19 protein-coding genes are annotated in these 20,817 nt (G+C 72.7%); 9 read left to right on the top strand and 10 right to left on the bottom strand.

Features of this window, described 5'->3' with window-relative positions; translation table 11 throughout:
• The first annotated feature begins 128 nt into the window (after positions 1-128).
• Positions 129-1,217: an S-(hydroxymethyl)mycothiol dehydrogenase gene (locus ABZ642_RS07725; protein ID WP_360478743.1), complete on the top strand. Its 1,089-nt coding sequence runs from the start codon at positions 129-131 to the stop codon at positions 1,215-1,217.
• Entirely contained in the window at positions 1,217-1,846 is a 630-nt protein-coding gene (locus ABZ642_RS07720) for an MBL fold metallo-hydrolase (protein ID WP_360478740.1), read from the top strand. Before ABZ642_RS07725 ends, ABZ642_RS07720 begins: the two co-directional genes overlap by 1 nt.
• 113 nt (positions 1,847-1,959) lie before the next feature.
• On the opposite strand, the gene ABZ642_RS07715 is transcribed toward ABZ642_RS07720, so the two are convergent.
• Positions 1,960-2,487, bottom strand: a complete 528-nt coding sequence (locus ABZ642_RS07715; protein ID WP_360478737.1) for a hypothetical protein — start codon at positions 2,485-2,487, stop codon at positions 1,960-1,962.
• Positions 2,488-2,537: 50 nt separating this feature from the next.
• Between ABZ642_RS07715 and ABZ642_RS07710 the strand changes: the two genes are divergently transcribed.
• Positions 2,538-3,356, top strand: a complete 819-nt coding sequence (locus tag ABZ642_RS07710; protein WP_360478734.1) for an SDR family NAD(P)-dependent oxidoreductase — start codon at positions 2,538-2,540, stop codon at positions 3,354-3,356.
• Here ABZ642_RS07710 and ABZ642_RS07705 read toward each other — a convergent pair.
• Positions 3,342-4,736: a pyridoxal-dependent decarboxylase gene (locus tag ABZ642_RS07705; RefSeq protein WP_360478731.1), complete on the bottom strand. Its 1,395-nt coding sequence runs from the start codon at positions 4,734-4,736 to the stop codon at positions 3,342-3,344. The genes ABZ642_RS07710 and ABZ642_RS07705 overlap by 15 nt on opposite strands.
• Before the next feature lie 140 nt (positions 4,737-4,876).
• On the opposite strand from ABZ642_RS07705, the gene ABZ642_RS07700 reads away from it, so the two are divergent.
• A complete protein-coding gene (locus ABZ642_RS07700; RefSeq protein ID WP_360478728.1) occupies positions 4,877-5,572 on the top strand; it encodes a L,D-transpeptidase family protein in 696 nt (231 codons plus the stop codon).
• 29 nt (positions 5,573-5,601) lie between these two features.
• Here ABZ642_RS07700 and ABZ642_RS07695 read toward each other — a convergent pair whose 3' ends face one another.
• Positions 5,602-6,804, bottom strand: coding sequence for a Gfo/Idh/MocA family oxidoreductase (locus tag ABZ642_RS07695; protein WP_360478725.1), 1,203 nt, complete (start codon positions 6,802-6,804; stop codon positions 5,602-5,604).
• Between the two features lie 141 nt (positions 6,805-6,945).
• Here ABZ642_RS07695 and ABZ642_RS07690 point away from each other — a divergent pair, with 141 nt between their 5' ends.
• Together ABZ642_RS07690 and ABZ642_RS07685 are read left to right on the top strand one after the other, a co-directional pair.
• Positions 6,946-8,094 carry an ROK family transcriptional regulator gene (locus tag ABZ642_RS07690; protein ID WP_360478723.1) on the top strand — a complete coding sequence of 383 codons (1,149 nt, stop codon included), beginning with the start codon at positions 6,946-6,948 and terminating at the stop codon, positions 8,092-8,094.
• Between the two features lie 141 nt (positions 8,095-8,235).
• A complete protein-coding gene (locus ABZ642_RS07685; RefSeq protein WP_352219089.1) occupies positions 8,236-8,424 on the top strand; it encodes a hypothetical protein in 189 nt (62 codons plus the stop codon).
• An 83-nt stretch (positions 8,425-8,507) separates the two neighbouring features.
• On the opposite strand, the gene ABZ642_RS07680 is transcribed toward ABZ642_RS07685, so the two are convergent.
• The gene (locus ABZ642_RS07680) at positions 8,508-9,881 is read right to left on the bottom strand and encodes a S1 family peptidase (protein WP_360478720.1); all 1,374 of its coding nucleotides are present in this window, start codon (positions 9,879-9,881) and stop codon (positions 8,508-8,510) included.
• Positions 9,882-10,072: 191 nt separating this feature from the next.
• Here ABZ642_RS07680 and ABZ642_RS07675 point away from each other — a divergent pair, with 191 nt between their 5' ends.
• Entirely contained in the window at positions 10,073-11,245 is a 1,173-nt protein-coding gene (locus ABZ642_RS07675; RefSeq protein ID WP_360478717.1) for a MalY/PatB family protein, read from the top strand.
• Between the two features lie 37 nt (positions 11,246-11,282).
• Complete coding sequence (locus tag ABZ642_RS07670; RefSeq protein WP_360478714.1) at positions 11,283-11,678, top strand: PPOX class F420-dependent oxidoreductase; 396 nt, start codon at positions 11,283-11,285, stop codon at positions 11,676-11,678.
• A gap of 144 nt (positions 11,679-11,822) precedes the next feature.
• On the opposite strand, the gene ABZ642_RS07665 is transcribed toward ABZ642_RS07670, so the two are convergent.
• From ABZ642_RS07665 to ABZ642_RS07650, 4 genes are all read right to left on the bottom strand, one after another.
• Positions 11,823-14,588, bottom strand: a complete 2,766-nt coding sequence (locus ABZ642_RS07665) for a hypothetical protein (protein ID WP_360478712.1) — start codon at positions 14,586-14,588, stop codon at positions 11,823-11,825.
• Between the two features lie 154 nt (positions 14,589-14,742).
• Positions 14,743-15,129 (bottom strand): DUF4440 domain-containing protein, encoded by a 387-nt coding sequence (locus tag ABZ642_RS07660; RefSeq protein WP_360478709.1) that lies wholly within the window; start codon positions 15,127-15,129, stop codon positions 14,743-14,745.
• 51 nt (positions 15,130-15,180) lie between these two features.
• Entirely contained in the window at positions 15,181-15,615 is a 435-nt protein-coding gene (locus tag ABZ642_RS07655; RefSeq protein WP_360478706.1) for a zinc ribbon domain-containing protein, read from the bottom strand.
• Positions 15,616-15,805: 190 nt separating this feature from the next.
• On the bottom strand, positions 15,806-16,549 hold the full coding sequence (locus ABZ642_RS07650) for a TetR family transcriptional regulator (RefSeq protein WP_360478703.1): 744 nt from the start codon (positions 16,547-16,549) through the stop codon (positions 15,806-15,808).
• Positions 16,550-16,725: 176 nt separating this feature from the next.
• Between ABZ642_RS07650 and ABZ642_RS07645 the strand changes: the two genes are divergently transcribed.
• The gene (locus tag ABZ642_RS07645; RefSeq protein ID WP_360478700.1) at positions 16,726-17,523 is read left to right on the top strand and encodes a peptidoglycan-binding protein; all 798 of its coding nucleotides are present in this window, start codon (positions 16,726-16,728) and stop codon (positions 17,521-17,523) included.
• A gap of 114 nt (positions 17,524-17,637) precedes the next feature.
• Here ABZ642_RS07645 and ABZ642_RS07640 read toward each other — a convergent pair whose 3' ends face one another.
• Positions 17,638-20,004 (bottom strand): SpoIIE family protein phosphatase, encoded by a 2,367-nt coding sequence (locus tag ABZ642_RS07640; RefSeq protein WP_360478697.1) that lies wholly within the window; start codon positions 20,002-20,004, stop codon positions 17,638-17,640.
• Between the two features lie 95 nt (positions 20,005-20,099).
• Positions 20,100-20,483: a hypothetical protein gene (locus tag ABZ642_RS07635; RefSeq protein ID WP_360478694.1), complete on the bottom strand. Its 384-nt coding sequence runs from the start codon at positions 20,481-20,483 to the stop codon at positions 20,100-20,102.
• Positions 20,484-20,817: the final 334 nt, after the last annotated feature.

Below are 20,817 nucleotides of genomic sequence, written 5' to 3'. Positions count from 1 at the left end.
GGCCGGTGGGACCGCGGTGACCGGTGGGAAAGATCCGCGATCATCGACGTGCTCCGTGCCGTTACCGAGCGGTCACGCGTAGGGTCGGAAGACAGGCACGTCAGCACAGCGACGAAAGGGTCAGGTCCATGGCGCAGGAAGTACGCGGCGTGATCGCACCGGGCAAGGACGAGCCGGTGCGGGTCGAGACGATCGTGGTGCCGGACCCCGGGCCGGGCGAAGCCGTCGTACAGGTACAGGCCTGCGGGGTCTGTCACACCGACCTGCACTACAAACAGGGCGGCATCAACGACGAGTTCCCGTTCCTGCTCGGCCACGAGGCCGCCGGAGTGGTGGAGTCGGTCGGCGCGGGTGTCACGGACGTGGCGCCCGGGGACTTCGTGATCCTCAACTGGCGTGCCGTGTGCGGGAACTGCCGGGCCTGTCTGCGCGGTCGCCCCTGGTACTGCTTCAACACCCACAACGCCGAGCAGAAGATGACCCTCGCCTCGACCGGACAGGAGCTGTCCCCGGCGCTCGGTATCGGGGCCTTCGCCGAGAAGACGCTGGTCGCCGCCGGACAGTGCACCAAGGTCGACCCCGCCGTCTCCCCGGCGGTCGCCGGACTGCTCGGTTGCGGGGTGATGGCCGGCATCGGCGCCGCGATCAACACGGGCAACGTCGGCCGGGGCGACTCGGTCGCCGTGATCGGCTGCGGCGGGGTCGGTGACGCGGCGATCGCCGGGTCCCGGCTGGCGGGCGCCGCGAAGATCATCGCCGTCGACATCGACGATCGGAAACTTCAGACGGCGCGCACCCTGGGCGCCACCCACACGATCAACTCGCGCGAGAGCGACCCCGTCGAGGCGGTCCGCGAGCTGACCGGCGGCTTCGGCGCCGACGTCGTCATCGACGCGGTCGGCCGCCCGGAGACCTACCGGCAGGCCTTCTACGCCCGCGACCTCGCCGGGACGGTCGTCCTCGTCGGCGTACCGACCCCGGAGATGAAGCTCGAACTGCCGCTCCTGGACGTCTTCGGCCGCGGCGGCGCGCTCAAGTCCAGTTGGTACGGCGACTGCCTGCCCTCCCGGGACTTCCCCATGCTGATCGACCTGCACCTGCAGGGCCGGCTGCCGCTGGACGCCTTCGTCACCGAGACCATCCAGCTGGACGAGGTGGAGAAGGCGTTCGACCGGATGCACCAGGGCGACGTGCTGCGTTCGGTGGTGGTGCTGTGATGACCACGCGCATCGAACGCGTCGTCACCGCCGGGCAGTTCACCCTCGACGGCGGCACCTGGGACGTCGAGAACAACGTCTGGATCATCGGCGACGAACGCGAAGTGATCGTCATCGACGCCGCCCACGACGCCCAGGCCATCGCCGAGGCGGTCGAGGACCGGGTCCTGAAGGCCATCGTCTGCACCCACGGCCACAACGACCACATCGACGCCGCGCCCGCCCTCGCGGACCTGACCGGCGCCAAGATCTGGCTGCACCCCGACGACCTGCCGCTGTGGAAGCTCACCCACCCCGACCGCGACCCCGACAACCACCTGTCCGACGGGCTGGTCATCGAGGCGGCCGGCGCCGACCTGACCGTGCTGCACACGCCCGGCCACGCGCCCGGCGCCGTCTGCCTCTACGAGCCCGGCCTGGCCACCGTCTTCACCGGTGACACCCTCTTCCAGGGCGGCCCCGGCGCGACCGGACGGTCGTACTCCCACTTCCCGACGATCATCGACTCCATCCGGGACAAGCTGCTCACCCTCCCGCCGGAGACGAAGGTGCTGACCGGACACGGCGAGTCGACCACCATCGGCACCGAAGCCCCCCATCTGGCGGAGTGGGTCACCCGCGGCCACTGACGCCGAAAGGGCGACGGAGGACGTCAGGCTTCCGCGCGACCCTCGGCCAAGACCGCGAGGGATCACGCGCCGGAGGCCTGACCTGCCGGACCGTTCGACGGACCGGCCGGTGACTACGCCTCCGCCAGCGGCAGGCGTCCCGAGTGACCGGGCGGCAGCGCCAGGTCCTCGCGGACGGCCGCGTAGAAGTCGTCGCGGCCGTCGCGCTGCCGCTCCAGCAGGATCCGCCACGCCTCGGGATCCCGCCGCCCCTCCCGCAGGAACCGCTCCATCGCCATGACCGCGAGCACCCACTCCTGGCCCTTCGCGACCACCGCCGGGCTGCCCAGCATGATGAGCTTCTCGCCGTACGGATCACGGGCCAACTGGGCCGCCGCCAGCAGCGGTTCGGCCTCCTGCGGGGAGAGCGGGTGGGGATGCGGGTCGTTGCCCAGATGGGCGGCGACCCGGTAGTCGACGGAGACGGTCTTCTTCAACGCCTGCGCCCACTCCGCGTACACGGTCAGCCGGCGCTCGTCCCAGCGCGCCTCCTGCTCCCGCCGGAACCGCACCCGGTCACCCCGCACCACGGCGAGATACGAACCGAGCGCGCCGATCACGACGCCGATGAGGGCCGGGAGTTGCTGCAAGAACGCGGACATGCCCGCACGGTATCTGTCCTGTTGATCCTTTGGCCCGTACGGTCGTTGCCATGACCGGACTCAATCGCTTTGCGGGACACGGGGTTCTCGTCACGGGCGCGGCCCGCGGCATCGGCGCGGCCGTCGCCCGGCGGCTGGCCGAGGAGGGCGCACGGGTGCTGGTGACCGACCGGGACCTGCCGGAGGCGGAGCGGACGGCGGCCGTACTGCGCGAACAGGGGCTGGCGGTCGAGGCGTTCGGCTGCGACGTGGCCGACCGCGACTCCGTGGCGGCGGCCGTCGACCGTGCCGTCGGTGCCTTCGGCCGACTCGACGTGCTGGTGAACTGTGCCGCGCACTGCACTCCGGACGTCCCGCTCTTCGAGGACCAGCCGGACGACGGCTGGGACCTCGACCTCGACATCACCCTCACCGGCGTGCACCGCTGCTGCCGGGCCGCCCTGCCGCACCTGGCGGCCTCCGGGCGGGGCGCCGTCGTCACCATCGGCTCCGTCAACGCCGAGGCCGACTTCGGCAACCACGCCTACAGCGCCGCCAAGGCCGGCCTCGGTTCGCTGACCCGCACCCTCGCCGGGCACGCCGCCGCGCGCGGGGTCCGGGTCAACCTGGTGGAGCCGGGCACGGTCCGCACCTCGGCCTGGGCGGGACGGGAGGACGAACTCGACGCCCTCCGCCCGCTCTACCCGCTCGGCCGGGTCGGCGAGCCTGCGGACGTCGCCGCGGCCGTCGCCTTCCTCGCCTCCGGGGACGCCGCCTGGATCACCGGCACCACGCTCCGCGTCGACGGCGGTCTCACCGCCGTCCACAGCGGCTTCCACGCGGCGCTGCGGCCGCACCGGGAGGCCCGCCATGCCTCACAGGGCGGCTGACGCCGCCGTGACGGCGGCCAGCACCCGCCGGGTGTCGTCCTCGGTGGTCCGCCAGTTGCTGAACGCCGCCCGCAGCGCCGGCACCCCGCCGTACACCGTCGGGGTGAGGAACGTCTCCCCGGCCGCGGCGAGGGCCCGGGCCAGGGCGTCCACCCGCTCCTGCGTGGGGTTCTCGGTGAGAGTGAGACAGACCACGTTGAGCCGGACCGGGGCCAGCAGGCGCAGGTCCGGAAGGGCGTCGATGGCCGAGCCGAGGCGCCGGGCCTCTGCGACGTTGCGCTCGACGATCTCGCGGTACCCGGCACGGCCGTACGCCGTCAGGGAGAACCAGGCCGGCAGCGCCCGCAGCCGGCGGGAGGTCTCCGGGGTGAGGTGCAGGAAGTCCGGGTCGCCGGTGGGCGGGCCCAGGTAGGGGGACTCGTTGTGGAAGACGGCCACCTGGAGGTCGCGGCGGCGGGTGAACTGCACGGCCGAGTCGTAGGGGACGTTGAGCCACTTGTGCAGGTCCACACAGACCGAGTCGGCCGCGTCCAGACCGGCGACCAGCGGGGCGTGGGCGGGGGAGAGGGCGGCGAAGGCACCGAACGCGGCGTCGACGTGCAGCCAGAAGGCGTGACGCTCCTTCAGCGCGGCGATCGCCCGCAGGTCGTCGAAGTCGACGGTGTTCACCGTGCCGGCGTTGGCGACGACGATCGCCGGCCGTCCCTGGAGCGCGGCCAGCGCCGCGTCGAGCGCGGTCACGTCCACCGCCTCCCGGTTGCCGGGCAGCAGCTTGACCGGCCGCAGCCGGTCCCGCCCGATGCCGAGCACCGACAGCGCTTTGCCGACACTGGAGTGCGGGCTGCCGGAGAGCACCTCGACCGGGCCCAGCGCGGCGGCGCCCGCCCGGGAGACGTCCACTCCGAGCCGCTCCCCGAGCCACTCCCGGGCGATGGCCAGACCGACCGTGTTGGACATCGTGGCCCCGGTCACGAACGCCCCGCTGTGCGCCTCGCCGAGCCCGAACAGCTCGGCCAGCCAGGCCACCGTCTCGCGCTCCAGGGCGGTACCCCAGGAGCCGACGGCCCCGGCCGCGTTCTGGTCGTACGCCGAGGTCAGCCAGTCGCCGGTGAGGGAGGCGGGCGTCACACCACCGGTGACGAAACCGAGGTAGCGTGGGCCGGCCGAGGCGGACAGACCCGGCGCCCACCGCTCGGTGAACCGGGCCAGCGCCACATCTCCGCCCTCCCCCCGCTCGGGCAGCGCCGCCCGCGCGGGTACGGGGCCGAGCGCGGCCACCGGCCGCTCGTCCAGCCCGTCCAGCGCACGGGCGGCCACGTCACGCGCCGACCGCAGGAGTTCGGGCAACCGGGCGAGATCGTCGGCAAGCATGCGGTGCATGGCGGCAGCCTAGGCCGCCCGCGCCCCCGACGCCGAAGTTAACCGTTTCGTCACAGCCCGACCGGTGCTACAACCAATGCCCTCGATCGACTGGTCTAGGACCACGAGATCGCAGGACACAGGAAGGAGACATACTTCACATGGGGGACATACGTAGACGAGGTGTCGTCGTACTCGGAGTCACCGGACTGGTGGCGCCGCTCACGCTCGCCCTCACCTCCGCTCCGGCACAGGCCGCGAGCTGCACCACGCAGGCGGGGCCGTACCAGAAGCAGGTGGAGAAGTTCCTCGGCCGGCCGGTGGACGGCAAGCAGTCCGCCGCCGACTGCAAGGCGATCAAGGCCTTCCAGGACAAGCACGGCATCACGCCCGACATCGGCTACGCCGGCCCCGTCACCTGGGGCGTGATGGACCTGATGAACAAGCAGAAGGCCGTCGGCAACAAGCCGAACAAGGCCGGCAAGTGCCCCACCAACAAGGGGCGCATCGCGTGCGTGAACCTCACGCTCCAGCTGAGCTGGGTCCAGGACGGCAACAAGCTGGTCTACGGCCCGGTGCCGGTCCGTACCGGCCGCAACGGGTACGAGACCCGGACCGGTCTGAAGAAGATCTACTGGCGTGACATCGACCACGTCTCGTCCGTGTACAACGTGCCGATGCCCTACAGCCAGTTCTTCGACGGCGGCCAGGCCTTCCACTCGGTGGGTCTCAGCATGTGGAACCCGCCGGGTTCGCACGGCTGCGTCAACATGACCACCAAGGACGCCAAGAAGTACTGGTCCCTGCTGAAGAACGGCGACGACGTCTACGTGTACGGCCGCAAGCCGGGCACCTGACGGCACCCGGCCCCGGCCGGCGCCCCGGCTCAGCTCTCCGGGGCGTCCCCGAAGTCCGGGATCTCCAGCCTGGCCCCGCCCTGCCGCGCGGACTCGTGCGCGATGATGCCCGGCAGGGTGTACCGGGCGGCGACCCACGCGTTGACCGTCGGCAGGGCGCGCGTGTTGACGGCCGTCACGAAGTCGTCGACCAGGAAGTGGTGGCTGCCCTCGTGCCCGTTGTGCAGCGTGTCGAACTCCCGCGGCAGCCGCGCCCGGTCGTGCACCGGCGCCGACCCGGAGGTGAAGGCCGCCCGCAGCTCCGGCGCGATGTGCTGGAGCGAGGGATCGTCGGGCGACATGGTGGGCTTGGGCTCGAGAAGCTCGCTGATGTCCTTCACCCCCTTCTTGTCCTGCCACAGCGCCACCGTCGCCAGCTGCTCCATGCTGGCCTCGGTCCCGAAGAACCGGAAGCGCGATTCGCGGATGTGCGACGGATAGCCCACCCGCCGGAACTCGTTCGTGCGGAACGACCCGCCGCCCGCGACCTCGAACAGCGCGGTGGCGTTGGACACGTCGTTGCCGAACTGGCTGACGTCCTTGTCGAAGACGCCGTCGCCGCGGTCGTCCACCACCCCGATGGCCGACACGCTCACCGCGTGCGTCTGCCAGGCGCCGAGCACCCCGCCCACCGCGTGCGTCGGGTAGAGCAGCGGGGGATAGCTGGCGGTCGCCTTCCAGTTGTCGCCGCCGCTGTAGCGGTAGGCGTCGTAGAAGCCGAGGTCCATGTCGTGGACGTAGTCGCCCTCGGCGTAGAACAGCCGGCCGAAGGCGCCCTCGGCGATCTGGTTGCGGGCGTGCACGGTCGCCGGGTTGTACTGGCTGGTCTCGCCCATCATGTACGTCAGACCGGTCGCCTTGACCGCGTCGATGATCGCCGCGATCTCCTCGGCGGTGATCGCCATGGGGACCGCCGAGTACACGTGCTTGCCGGCGTTCAGGCCCGCCAGGACCAGCGGGCCGTGCGTCCAGCGCTGGGTGAAGATCGCGACCGCGTCGACGTCCGCCGACTCCAGCATCGCCTCGTACGACGGGAAGGTCCCCGCCAGCCGCTGGGCGGCGGCGAGCCGCTCCGCCCGCTCGGGCAGCAGGTCGGTGACGTACACGTCACCGACGCCGGGATGGGCCTGGAACAGCGTGGCGAACTGGCCGGAGAACTGGCCGGCACCGACGATGCCGAGTGAGAAAGTCATGGTGGTTACTTTTGCTTCGGAAGAATCTCGCCGTCAAGGGGCGGACGGAAGTAGGAAGGACGTCAGAAGGGCGCTTCTGCGGCGCACCCGGCGCACGGTAGGGTGGCCGAGTTACTTCAGTTCCGAAAGGAAAGGGGTGCCGTGTCCGACTGGCTGCCGCTGAGCCCCGCGGAGCGCTCCGTGGCGATCGAGGTACTCGTGCACGGCCCGCTGTCCCGCACCGAGCTGGCCCGCCGGCTGAACCTCTCCCAGGGCAGCCTCACCCGCCTCACCAAGCCGCTCATCGAGTCCGGGCTGCTCGTCGAGGCCCCCTGGGCGGGCGCCCCCGCCGAGGCCCGCCAGGGCCGTCCCTCGCAGCCGCTGGACGTGGTAGCCGAGTCCCGCCTCTTTCTCGGCTTCAAGGTCACCGACGAGACGGTGTACGGCGTCGTCACCACCCTGCGCAGCGACATCGTCGCCCGCCTCGACCGCCCGCTCACCAGCCACGACCCCGAGGAGGTCGCCGACCTGCTGGCCCGGATGGCCGCGGAGCTGGCCGCCAGGCACCCCGCCGTCGCGGGTATCGGCATCGGCGTCGGCGGGTTCGTGCGCGAGCACGCGGTGGTCGGCGAGTCGCCGTACCTGCGCTGGCGTGACGTCCCGCTGGCGGAGCTGGTGCGGCGGCGCACCGGGCTGCCGGTCGTGGTGGAGAACGACGTGGCCGCCCTGGTCGAGGCCGAGACCTGGTTCGGCGCCGGCCGGGGACTCGACCGTTTCGTCGTCCTCACCATCGGCGCCGGTATCGGCTACGGGCTGGTGCTCGGCGGCCGGCGGGTGCCGTACGCCGAGGAGGACCGGGGTTTCGGCCGGCACTGGATCATCGACCCGCAGGGCCCGCTGACCCCGCAGGGTGAACGCGGCAGCGCCGTGTCGCTGCTCACCATCCCCAGCATCCGCTACCAGATCGGGGCCGCCACCGGCCTCGACGCGTCCTACGAGGAGATCCTCGCGCGCGCCGCGGAGGGCGAGCCGATGGCCGCGCGGGTGATCGGCGAGGCCGGCCGGGCGCTGGGCACCCTGCTCGCGCACATCGCCAACTTCGTCATGCCGCAGAAGATCCTGCTCGCCGGGGAAGGGGTCGGCCTGATGGAGGTGGCCGGGGACACGGTGCGGGACACCGTCCGCGCCCACCGGCATCCGCTCGCGGCGCCGATCCACCTGGAGACCAAGGTCTCCGACTTCCACGACTGGGCGCGCGGCGCGGCCGTGCTGGCGATCCAGGTGCTGGTGCTCGGCGGTGACGGGGCCTGAACTGCCGTTTCCGCCCGGACGTCCGCCGTCGGCCGGTATCTAACTCCCTTTTCTCCCCGACTCATTGACGTGATGATTAACACGGTCCGATATGTCCATATCGGTCGTACTTACTCACGGCGCCTTCACGTCGATCGGCATATGCTTCACACCATGTCCACCACTGTTGAAGCCGTCACCGAGCGATCGGCCGACGAGGTCAACGAGGAGATCCGGGCCCTGTGGCTCCGGTCGGGCGGGACACTGAGCACCGAGCAGCGCGAGGAATACCGGCGGCTCGTCCTCGAATGGGCGGCCGCGTCCCCGCACCAGCCGGACCAGGCGGCCTGACCGCCCGTCCCGGGCACCCGTCCGGACGGGTGCCCTTCTCGTAGCCCCGTGGGTCCTTCCGGAGCCTCCCCGGGTCCTCGCCGTCAGCCCCAAGTAGCCGAGTAGTAGCGCTGGTACGCCTTACGGTCCTGTTCCGCCCGGAAGTAGCGGGTCGCGACCAGGGCGACCAGGCTGCCCCCGATCACCAGCAGGCCCGGACCGACATTACGGGTGTCCGTGAGCCGGGCGACCAGGCTGGTGTCGTCCGAGGAGCCGACCGGCGCCGCCGAACCCGGCGAGGCCGCGCTCGGCGCGATCGCACTGTGGGTCGCCGCCGCCGACGGCGCCGGCGAGGCGCCCTGCCCCCCGGCCGCGTTCTGCGTCGACGCGATCAACTGCACGTTCAGCGCCGCCATCGCCCGCGTCACCGGCTGGAAGAACGTCACCCCGCCCGCGGTGCAGTCACCGCTGCCGCCCGAGGTCACGCCCAGCGCGATGCCCTCGGAGAACAACGGACCGCCGCTGTCGCCCGGTTCGGCGCACACGTTCGTCTGGATGAGCCCGGTGACCGTGCCCTCGGGGTAGTTGACGGTCGCGTTGAGCGCGGTCACCGTACCGTCGTGCAGCCCGCTGGTGGAGCCGCTGCGGAACACCTTCTGCCCGACCGTCGGATCGGCCGCCCCCGTGATCCGCACGCCCTGGCCGTTGCCGATGGCGACCACGTCCGCGTTGTCACCGGCCTTTCCGCCGGCGTACTGGATCAGCGAGAAGTCGTTGCCCGGGAACTGCGTGTTGATCGTGGTGCCCAGCTGCTGGTTGCCCTGGCTGTCGTCGAACCAGATGGTGTTGGCGGGACCGCAGTGACCGGCGGTGAGAATGAAGTCGGTCTGTCCGTTGGTGACGTTGAACCCCGCCGAACAGCGGCCGCCCGTCGACAGGATCGGCTGCGCCCCGTTGAGCCGGGGGGTGAACGTGCCCTGAGAGCGCTGCATCTGCACAAAACTGCCGATGCCCGCGGCGACCCGGCTCAGGTCCGACCAGTCGGAGGCCGAGACCGTGCTGTCGGCCTCCACCATCACCCGGTTGGTCCGGTAGTCCACCGCCCAAGCGGTGCCGGCCACCCGCGGTGCCCCACGGAGCGTGGCGGTGGCCGCCTTCAGCTCGTTCATGCTGTGCGACACCATCTTGGGCTCGGCGCCCGCCCGCTTCACCATCGCGGCCGCCTGCTCGTCGGTCACCGCCACCACCGGCTTGCCGTCGGCGCCGATCCAACTCCCCGCCGTACGGGCCGTACCGAGCCTGGCCACCAGCGCGGAGCCGGTGTCACCGGCCTGGGTCGCCGAGCTGAACGGGACGGCGGACGTGCCGGGAGTCTCGCTCGCCATGGCCGTGGTGACCATCGCGCCTCCCAGAAGGAGTCCGCCGACCGCCGCCAGCTGTGTCCCCCGCCGGACGACCCGTCGTCGTGCGTGCCTCATCCATGGCTCCCGAAACCCCGAACGCGCGGTGTCTGCACCGCGGGGCCCTCCGGTCGTCGAGCGCCCTGCTCTCCATACGGGGCCGGGCGCGGGGGTGTTCACCAGAGCGGTGATCTTTGCGATCCCATGGCCGTACGACATGGCCGTCCGGGCGCGTTCCCGGGCACCCGGGGGCCGCCTATCTTGGCCCCATGACCAGCATCCAGCAGGAGAACCCGGACGAAACGAACCCGCTGCGCGCCCTCACCCTCGACGAACTGCGACGCCGTACCAGCATGAAATGGCGCACCTATCCGCAGGACGTGCTCCCGCTGTGGGTGGCGGAGATGGACGTGCCGCTCGCCGGGCCGATCGTCCGCGCGGTCACGGACGCGATGGAACTCGGGGACACCGGCTACCCGGCGGGCACCGGCTACGCCGAGGCGCTCGCCGCGTTCGCCGCGAAACGCTGGGACTGGCACGGGCTGGACGTGGCCCGCACCGCGATCGTCCCCGACGTGATGCTCGGGGTGGTCGAGATGCTGAGACTGGTCACCGGGCCCGGCGACCCGGTGGTTGTCAACTCGCCCGTGTATCCGCCGTTCTACCAGTTCATCGAGCACATGGACCGGAGGGTGGTGGAGGCCCCGCTGGGCGCCGACGGGCGTATCGACCTCGACGTCCTGGAGGAGGCGTTCGGCGGGCTCGGCGGCGCGCGGGCCGCGCATCTGCTGTGCAGCCCGCACAACCCGACCGGCACCGTTCACACCGCAGAGGAACTCACCGCCGTGACGGAACTCGCCGAGCGGTACGGCGTCCGGGTCGTCGCCGACGAGATCCACGCCCCGCTCACCGCCCCCGGCGTCGAATTCGTCCCGTATCTGAGCGTGCCGGGCGCCGAGCGTGGACTGTCCCTGATGTCGGCCTCCAAGGCCTGGAACCTGGCGGGCCTGAAGGCCGCGCTCGCCGTCGCCGGACCCGGGGCCGCCGCCGACCTCGCCCGCCTCCCGGAGGAGGTGAGTCACGGTCCCAGTCACATCGGCGTCATCGCGCACACGGCCGCCCTCACCGACGGCACCGCCTGGCTGGACGCCCTGCTCCTCGGGCTGGACGAGAACCGGCGTCTGCTGGCCGGCCTCCTCGACCGCCACCTGCCCGCGGTCCGGTACCGGCCCGCCGAGGCCACCTACCTCGCCTGGCTCGACTGCCGCGCCCTCGGGCTCGGCGACGACCCGGCCGAGGCCTTCCTGGCGCGCGGCCGGGTCGCCGTCAACTCCGGGATCCCCTTCGGCACGGGCGGCGCCGGGCACGTACGGCTCAATCTCGCCACCTCGCCCGAGGTGCTCACGGAGGCGGTACGGCGGATGGCGGCGGCCCTGGTCTGAGGCACCGTGCGGCGGGCGCGCCCCCTACACTTCCGGCATGGACGACACCACCGGGACCGACCTCGACCGGCTCGGCGCCGGCAAGTACCTGCTCGTCACCAGCTACCGCAAGGACGGCACCCCCGTCCCCACTCCGGTCTGGGTGGTGCGGGACGGAGAGACGCTCGGCGTCTGGACGACCGCCGACTCGTGGAAGGTCAAGCGGATCCGCCGCCGCGCCGATGTCCGGGTCGGCCCCTGCGACCTGCGCGGACGGCCGACCGGCGACCCGGTCCCGGCCGCCGCCGAGATCGCCGACGAGGCCACCACCGCCCGCTACCGCGGCCTCATCGCCCGCAAGTACGGCATCACCGGACGCCTCACCCTGCTCGGCAGCAGGCTGCGGCGCGGCCGCGAGGGCACCGTCGGCATCCGGGTGACCCTCGCGCCCTGAGGAGGCCGTGTCTCCCCAGGGCAACGAGGGGCGCGAGACGGGTCCGGCCGCGCGAGGGGCGCGAGACGGATCCGGCCCGCGGGAGGGGTGCGGACGCGTCCGGCCGGGTGAGGAGCGCGGACGCGTCCGGGTGGGCGAGGAGCGCTACGAGGCGTCCAGCACCGTGCCGTTGAGCAGCAGGCCGTCCGGCAGCGGCGTACCGTCGTCGCCGGTCTGCCGGAAACCGACCGACTCGGCCGGCTCACCGACCCGGTCCACGACGGTGGGCACCGACACGTCGAGGCTGGTCCGGCCGGCCGGGATGTCCAGCCACAGACCGAGGCCGTCCACCTTGGACAGCGGCCGCTCGGGGTCCGGTGCGGCGCCGGAGGCGTCGGCCAGCCACTGCGGGTCGACGTCCTTGGTGGACAGTTCAGGAGCGCCACCGCCGGGCGGGACCGGGACGAACAGCGCACCGATGTCCGTGTCCGCGGCCTTCGACAGCGAGATCCGCCACTTCAGCGCCGAACCCTCCGTCACCCTGTCCGCGAGCGGGGTCACGGTGACCTCGGGCGCGGGGTCGTCGTCGTGCACGGTCAGCCCGCCCCGGTAGGAGCCGACGACCGCCCCGTGGACGGCCTTGACCAGCACGTCGTACGACAGGTCCGCGCCGTAGCGGGTGTTGCCCCGCACCTCGACCGGCACGTCGACGGCGCGGCCGCCGGGCCGTACCGTGACCAGGCGGTCCTTCGCGGTGCCGGTCGCCGGGTCGACGACGTAGAGCCGGATTTGGCCGCTGCCCCGCCCGGACACCCGTACCGGAACGTGGTACGTGCGGACGCCCGAGTCGCCCTCGTCGACCCGGAGACGGCCCACGTCGACGCGCGGCAGCACGGCCGCCCGTACCGCCGCAGTGCCCGGTCGCCAGCCCCAGGCGTCCATCAGCCAGGCCTTGCCGGAGGACGAACGCCCGGTCATTTCAAGGGACTTGACCGAGCTCAGGTCGACCCCGGCCCGGCGGGCGGCGCTCAGCGGTACCCGCAGTTCACGCGCCCAGTAGGACGCGGTGCGCTCGCTGCCGGGCAGCCCGTCGACCCGGACCCGGCCGAGGGTGGCCCTACGGCCGTGCGTGTCGGTGACGGCCACGTCGAGCCGGGTGCCCTTGGTGTTCGGGGGCACGAAGACCCGGAGCGCGAGCGCCTCGGCGCCCTTGAGGGAGACCGGCCGCGCCACCTTGACGCGGGTCGTGGCGCCCACGGACGTCCAGCGCAGTGCGACCGCGTTCCGCCCCGACTCCCGTGCCGTCTCCCACTGGGCGAAGTGCGGCGAACCGCCCTCGGCTCCCTCGCCCAGGCAGGCCGCCGCCGGGTCCGGATCGGCCGCGGCGCACAGCCGGCCACCGCTCACGGTCACCTTGCCGTCCGGCAGGAACCCGGCGCCACGGTTCGCGCCGACCGCGTGGCTCAGCACGCGCGCCGGGTCCGCCGAGGGCGCCCGCCGCCCCGAACCGTCCAGCAGCGGACGCACCTTGTCGTCCCCCGCGACGAACAGCCGGGCCGCCGCCGCGATGTACGTCGAGCCCGCCCGGTGCTCCTGGTCGGCGGTCAGCCGGGTCGCGGTCCCCTGGGAGCAGACGGGGTCCCGCCGGTCGGGGTCGTCGTAGAAGTCGTCCTCCGCCGGAGCCTGCGCCTGTCCCGGCGTCCACTCGGTGTTGAAGAAGTTGTGGTTGGCGCCGATCACGTAGACCGCGCTGTGCAGGGCCTTGCCGGCGCTGACCGCACGGGTGCCGTCGACGTACATCTCGCCCTGCAGGTCGGAGACATCGCCGTCGCAGCCCGGCAGGACGGTGAGCGAGGGCACGTCCGGTACCGGGTTCTGGCCGAAGACGGTGGGGCCGATCAGCACGGTGCCGCTGATGTGCCAGCTCACCTTTCCGTGGTAGCCGTCCTGGGCGGCAGGCGGGGGGTAGAGGCTGTCCAGCGCGGCCCGGTTCACACCCTCGCCGCCGCGCGAGTGGCCGATCAGCAGCACCCGGGACAGGTCGGCGCGCGGCGCCTCGCGGACGATCGGCGGTGCCTGCCGCGGGTTTTGTGCCCAGTCGGCCCAGTGGCCCAGATGCAGTCGGATCAGCGAGGAACGGGCCTGGGCGCCGCCGTCCTCGGCCTGCCAGTCCTGGCCGTTGATCCCGTTCGCCGAGATCGACACGGTCACATAGCCCTGGGACGCCAGCAGTCGCTGGTCGCGGAGGTAGCCCCGGTGACTCGGTATCGGGAGCGTCCCGGCCGGGCAGGGCCAGGCGCCGGAGGCCTGCCCGTCGTCGCCGTGCGGGGTGTAACAGGTGGCGTGGCGGCCGTGCAGGAACAGCGCGAGCGGGCGCGGGCCGGTGACGCCGGTGGGCGCGACCACCACGGCGCTCATCTCGACCGGGACGGAGAACCCGGGCAGGCGTACCGACTTGAGCCGGTACTCGCCGGTGGTCGTGCGGTAGTGGCCGGGCTTGCCCGGATCCACCGGGCCGGCGGGCAGTGGGGCCGGTGGCCCGGCGGCCGCCGCGGGTGCCTCGGTGGCCGCGGACCGGGTGTCCAACCGCCGTCCGCCCGACCAGACCTGAAGATCCGTCAGCTCACCGGTGCGGGCTGCTTCGAGGCCGAGCCGGAAGCTGTGTCCGTCCCGCTCGGGCTTCGGCACCCCCAACAGCCGTCCGTCCGCGCGGAATTCCACCCGCGCGTCGCCCATCGGCACCTGTCTGGCGGACCGCCACACCAGTTGGGGCGCCGAGCGGCCCTCGTCGATGCGCCAGCCCGGCGGCAGCTTCCCGCCGGACTCGGCGGCCGCCGGGACCGGGCGGGCGTGCGCGGCGGTGCCGGACACCCCTCCCACGAGCGCGAGCACCGCGGCCGCGGTGACCCATATGCGCCGGGTACGGACCAATGTTCCCTCCTCGGAAGGCGAGTACGGGCGCCCCGGCCGTCCCGAGGAGCCCCTCGCCCCCCGGAGGACGGGGAGCAAAGTCTGTGGGTTGCCTGTGCAGGGAGAGGGATTGGTTACGTACGGGAGGGGCGGCACCCGGCGAGGGCACCCCGCGCTACTCGACGCCGGGCGGCACGACCGTGGCGTGGTGGTAGTACATCCGCCAGCCGCTCTCCCCGTCGCGCCTGCGCCACAGCGAACTGTGCCGGGTGCGGCGGTCGCCGAGGCGGGCCTCGAAGGTCAGCTGCACCAGACCGGGAGCGAGTACCACCCCGGTCATGCCGGAGGGCTCGTAGCGTGGGCCGCCCTTCGAGGCGCCGGTCCGGTCCGGGAGTCCGCCGAGCGCCTGCTCGTACGTGTACCGGTGGCCGGACGCGCCGACCTCCACGAACTCCGGGTCGAGCAGCTCGCCCGCGAGTTCCCGCGAGGCGCGCACCTCCGGGTCCATGAGCCGTAGCTCGCCCGCGATCGCCGCCTCCACCTGGGCCGATTCATCACTCATGGACGCATGCTCGCCAGGCCGCCGGCTGCCGTGCAAGCGGATTTCGGTCCGTCAGCTCCAGGCCCGGTACGGCTCGTCGAGCAGTTGGAAGACCGGCTCGCCCCGCACCGGGTCCTTGGCCGTGGAGAGCTTGACCCGGTCGCCGCTGTGGATGCCGATCGGCGGGCCCATGACCCGGCCCCGCACGACGAACCCCTCGGCCATCTCGATCAGGGAGACGTTGCGCGCGGCGGGCGTGTTGCGGTGCACCACCGTGGAGTGGCGGACCGTACCGATGCCCTCGCTGCGCTCCGTACGCAGTTCGCTGCCCTGGCAGACCGGACACAGCAGCCGGTGGTACGTGGCGGTGCCGCACCAGGTGCAGCGCTGGAAGACGATGGCGTCCTTGTGCTGGTCCGCGGGGCGGTGGTCCGCGGGCATGGGGTCGAGAACGCTCGTCGCGAATCCGACCGCCGACTGCGCGGCGCTCGCTGAGTGGTGGTACACGCTGGTCAACTCCCTGCGCTCGCCCGGAAACCCGAATCCCGCGTGCCCGGACCCGGCCGCGCACGCATGTGCCCGGTTCGCCGTGCCACCGTGCACGCCGTCAGCGTATGGCACTCAGTGTCAGTCGTAAAGGCACTGCGTACCCCAAAATTTGGGGGGATTCTGCGGAGGGCGGCGGATTCCAGGGCCGTCAGGCACGGCCGAACGCGGTCTCGATCTCCTGCACCACCCGCCACAGCGGGGCGTCCCGCCGGGAGACCAGGACGACCACGTCGTCCGGATGCTCCACCGGGGCGCCGAACAGCGCGGCCGACACCCCGCCCGCGGCGGGCCCGGCGGCCTCGGTGCCGAACGCGGTCTGCACATATCCGAGGGCGTGGTCGACCGTCGCCGCCGCGTCGCCCTCGCCGTCCGAACGCAGCCAGGAGCGCAGCGCGTTGTTGTGCGCCGCGACCACGGCCGCCGCGACCACGTCCGCCCGCAGTGTCCCGTCCGGGCGGCCGGCGTACCGGCCCCGCAGGTACTCGGCCAGCGCGCGCTCGTAGCGCCACACCACCGACAGCTCGTAGGCGCGCAGTCCCGGGACCTTCTTGGTCAGCCGGTAGCGCTGCACCGAGAACGTCGGGTTCTCCGCGTACATCCGCAGCACCAGCCGCGCCGCGTCGCACACCCGCCGCACCGGCTCGCACTCCGGGTCGCTCGCCGCCAGAAAGGCGGTCATGTCGGCCAGGCAGCCCTCGTGGTCGGGGAAGACCACGTCCTCCTTGGAGGGGAAGTAGCGGAAGAACGAGCGCCGTCCGACCCCGGCCAGGGCGACGATGTCGTCGACGGTCGTCTGCTCGTAGCCGCGCTCCAGGAAGAGCCGGAAGGCCGCCGCTACCAGGGCGTCCCGCATGGGCGGCTTCGCGCGCGGGGCGGTGCTGCTGGAGCTCATGGACGCGAACGTAGCACTCCACCGCACCTCATGGCACTCAGTGCACACCCCGCGGGGAACTGAGTGCACTCCTGTGTCGCCGGTCCTGCCCGGGCTGAACCGGTGGACCGGTCCTGCCGTATGTGTTCTCGGGGATCGCGGACACCCGTGCGCACGGGACGTAGAAGGAGAGCAGTGTGTCGACACCGCCCGACCCTGAGCAACCGCACCGCGGGCCGGTCCTGGAACCGATCCGGGTCCTGCGCCCCCGCCGACTGGACGCTCTCGCGGAGCTGATGCGCGAGATCCGGGAGGAGGCGGAGGCCGACGAGAAGGCGAGAGAGGCCGGTAACCAGACCGGCAAGCAGACCGGCAGGCAGGCCGAGACCGGCAGGCAGCCCGGCAAACAGGCCGGGAAACAGCCGGGTCCGGCGGACTTCGAGGCCTTCGACGGGGAACGCTGGCCCGACGCCGGCACGGAGGACGAGACCCAGGAGCTGCCGCCGGTCGTCGACGGTCCGCGCACCGCGCGGGGCGGCCACGGCGCCCACTCCTCCGGCGCCTTCGGATTCGGCCCCGGACTGCGCCGGGCCGCCGCCGCGGTGGCCGTCGGCGCGGCCGCCCTGGTCGGCTTCGGCTGCGCACTCCTGCTGCCCGGCCGCGAGGGCACCGCCTCGGCCGCCCAGCCCTCCCCGTCCGCCACCACGGCACCGGCCACCACCCCGCCCGCCTCGGACACCTCCACCGATCCCGACGGCGCCGGCACCCTCCGCGCGGGCGACACCGGCCCCGAGGTCGTCGACCTGGAGCAGCGCCTGCTGCGCATCCCCGACGTGTACCGCGACGGCTCGACCGGCGGAACGTACGACGCCGCCCTCACCGCGGCCGTGGAACGCTTCCAGATCTGGTACGGGATCAGCGGGGACGAGCGGGGCGTCTACGGCGACGACACCCGCCGCGCCCTGGAGTCGCGCACCAGCCCGACGGACGGCTGAGCGGGGCCGCAGAGCGCGGTGACCGATCCCGTCGGCCGGTCCGGCGGACGCCTTGGAACGCCGGGCGACGGCCATGCCGATGAACGGCTCCCGCATCCCGGGCCTGCCGCTCCGCTACTCCTCGTCCGCCGTCGGCACCCGGATGTCCACCACGCACACGTCGTCCCGCCGTTCGCCCGCCAGCATCGCGGCGAGCAGCGCGTCCAGGGACCCGGGTTCGGGGGTGCGGACGGCCTCGGCCAGGCGGGCCAGGCCCAGGTCGATGTCCTCGCCGAGCCGCTCCACCAGGCCGTCGGTGTACAGCAGCAGCCGGTCGCCCGGCTCCAGTTGGAACTCGGCGGACTCGTAGACCGGGTCCGTCGAGGCCCCGAGCAGCATGCCGTCGGGGCGGTCGAGCCGCCGGACCTCGCCCGCGCGCACCAGCAGCGGCGGCAGATGACCCGCCTGGGCCCAGACGAGCCGGCGCTCGGCGGGCTGGTACCGGGCGAGGACGAGGGTCGCGGTGGACTGGCTGTCGCGCGAGTGCAGGAGCAGGAAGTTGAGCCGGGCGAGGGCGCCGGTCAGCGAGGAGCCGGTGGTCACCATGCCCTTGGCGGTGAACCGGAGCTGGGCCATCGTCGCGACGGCGTCGATACCGTGGCCCGCCACGTCGCCGACGACGAACAGCGCGGAGTCGTCGGGAAGTTCGATGGCACTGAACCAGTCGCCGCCGACGTGTACCCCCGCCTGCGCGGGCAGATAGGCGACCTCGACCCGCAGCCCGCACAGCCGCACCGGCCCGCTGGGCAGCGGCAGCAGCGCGTGCTGGAGTCGGGTGGCCAGCGCGCGCTCGGCCTCCAGGATGCCGCGCTGCATCAGGATCGCCCGCTCGCTGTCCACCAGGGCGAGTTCGGCACTGCGCTGCGCGGTGAGGTCCTGGACGAAGCCGTGCACCTCGACGACCATGCCGTCCGCGGCGGTCACCCCCTCTGCGACGGCTCGCAGATGCCGTACCGTGTTGCCGGTCCTGATGCGGAACGGGACGTCGAACGACCCGCCGCTGCGGGCGAGTTCGGCGACCGCGCGGGCCAGCGCGTGGGCGTCCTCGGGCAGCACCAGGTCCGGCAGCAGGTCGAGCGCGACCGCTCCGCGTCCCGGGTCGCGGCCCAGGATCGTGTACACCTGGGACGACCAGTTGACCTGACGGGTGATCAGGTTCCAGTTCACCCAGCCGAGGTTGCCCAGCCGCTGCATGTCCGCCAGGCGCTGTTCCTGGCGCCCCTCCATGTCGTGCCGCAGCCAGGTCACCAGCAGCCCGTCGCCGAGCCGCGTGGCCCGTACCGAGTAGGCGGCCCGCACGGTCGTGCCCGCGACGACCTCCTCGTGGATGAAGGGCTCACCCTCGTACGGCTCTCCGTCGAGCGCCTTGAGATACCCCTGCCACAGCGACTCCCCGGCGACGGAGGGATAGCTCTCCAGGATGTGCGCGCCGACCAGCTCGCGGCCGGTGCGGCCGAGGATGTCGACGGCGTTCGGGGTGGCCGCCTCGATGCGGTAGTCCTCGACCTCCCCGATGGCGGTACGCAGCGGGGTCAGCAGGACCGCCGCTCCGGGCAGCGCGTCCAGCACCGTCTGCACCGTCCGGGAGAAGTCCGAGGCCGGCGGTTCGGCCGGGGTGCCGAGAGAGGTGAGCCGGCCGGCGCACAGCCGGGCGACGGCCCGCAGCAGCTCGCGTTCCGCGGGATCGAAGACCGCGCCGTGCCGGCGCAGCACACCGAGGGTCACACCGGTCGCGTCCCCGGTCGTGACCGGCAGCCAGGCCCGGGACAGCCAGCGACCGGGCGGCTCGTCGATGAGCTGGTACTCCTGCCGGTCCCGGGCGAAGTGCTCCAGCCAGAGGGGCTCACCGGTCTTGAGGCTTTCCAGCGGGGCGAACCCGTTCAGCGGCGGTACCCGGCGCCACCGGGCGGCGAGTGACGCGTCGACACCGGCGTACCCGATGAGTTCGAGTCCCTGGCCGGGCAGCCGCCGGTACAGCAGTACCGCGTCGGCGCCGGTCCCGGGCGCCAGCTGGTCGAGCAGCGCGCCGGCCAGTTCCTGCGGGGAGCCGACGCGTACCAGGGCCTTGCCGAGGCGGCCGAGCGTCTCGGCGGTGCCGGGCGGGGTGGGCGACCTGCGGCGTTCCACCGGGGCGGGCGGTTCGGTGTCGGGGTCGGCGGCCGGGGGCGCGGCGGGCATCAGGGTGCCGAGGACGAGCCAGCACTCCTCCAGCAGCGTGCGGTTCCCCGCCCGGGCCCGCTGCGCAAGCGCCTCGTGCGCGGCGTCGGGGGAGCAGCCCGTGGTGGCCATCAGGGCGCCCGTGGCCCGCTCCACCACGGCGGAGGCGGCCGCCTGGTCCCGCAGCCGGTCCAGCTCGGCGCGCTGCCGGGACACCACCTTGGCAAGGTCCGCCGACTCGGCGCCGGCCCCGGTGCCGACCGTCGGCGCTTGCTCGCTCGTCACGGATCGAGCATGGCACAGGAAGGGGTATCCGATCACACCCGTGCCAGATCAGTGAAGGAGTTGTGCATCCTCGAAACGGACTCGAAGTGAAACGGTCAGCGGCCGGTACTGTGCCCGACGAGCGCCTCGGTGACCGCACGGACGCTGCGCGCGATGTGCTGGAGTTGCAGCACCTCCGCCGCGTACAGCTTGATGGTGTGCTCGATGACCGACTCCGGCAGCCCCAGTACAGGCAGTTCGGCCCGTGCGGTCTGCAGTGCCGTGCGGGCCACCCGGATCTCGTGCTGGACCTGGATCTGCGCGTGCCGAGCGAGCAGTACCGGGTGCCGGATCAGCGCCGGATAGCTGGCGTAGCGGGCCGGCACCAGCTCTCGCAGCCACTTGGTGGCGGAGCGCTCCCAGTCGTAACTGCCCGGCGTCTTGACCTGGCAGGGCCAGTCGGGACTGATGCGGGTGGTCGTCGTCAGGGTCATGATCATCGCTTCCGGGGTGCGGCGTCGGGAAGGGTGGTCGACGGATGTCTGGGCGGCTCCGGCCTAGGGGATGGCCGGAGCCGCCGCGGGCGAATCGCGCAGGCGATGCCCGTTCGAACACCCCGGGCGCCGACGCGGGTAGGAGACGGCGGCTGGAGGTGTCCGTGCAGGGACCCCGGGCGTCGGCCGCCGGCACTGCGGGTGGTGCTGCGTGCGCATGGGCGGTCCGTCGGCTTTCTCGGGGCGGGTGCGAGCGGTGCGTCCTCGGTGCGGACCGTGCCCGGAGTGTGCCGGGGGTGATCCGTGAGCAGTATTTATATATGCCGACCGGTTTGCAAGA

The organism is Streptomyces sp. NPDC007157, from assembly GCF_040634235.1.
Classification (GTDB): Bacteria; Actinomycetota; Actinomycetes; order Streptomycetales; family Streptomycetaceae; genus Streptomyces.
This window is presented reverse-complemented; position numbering and strand designations above follow the sequence as displayed.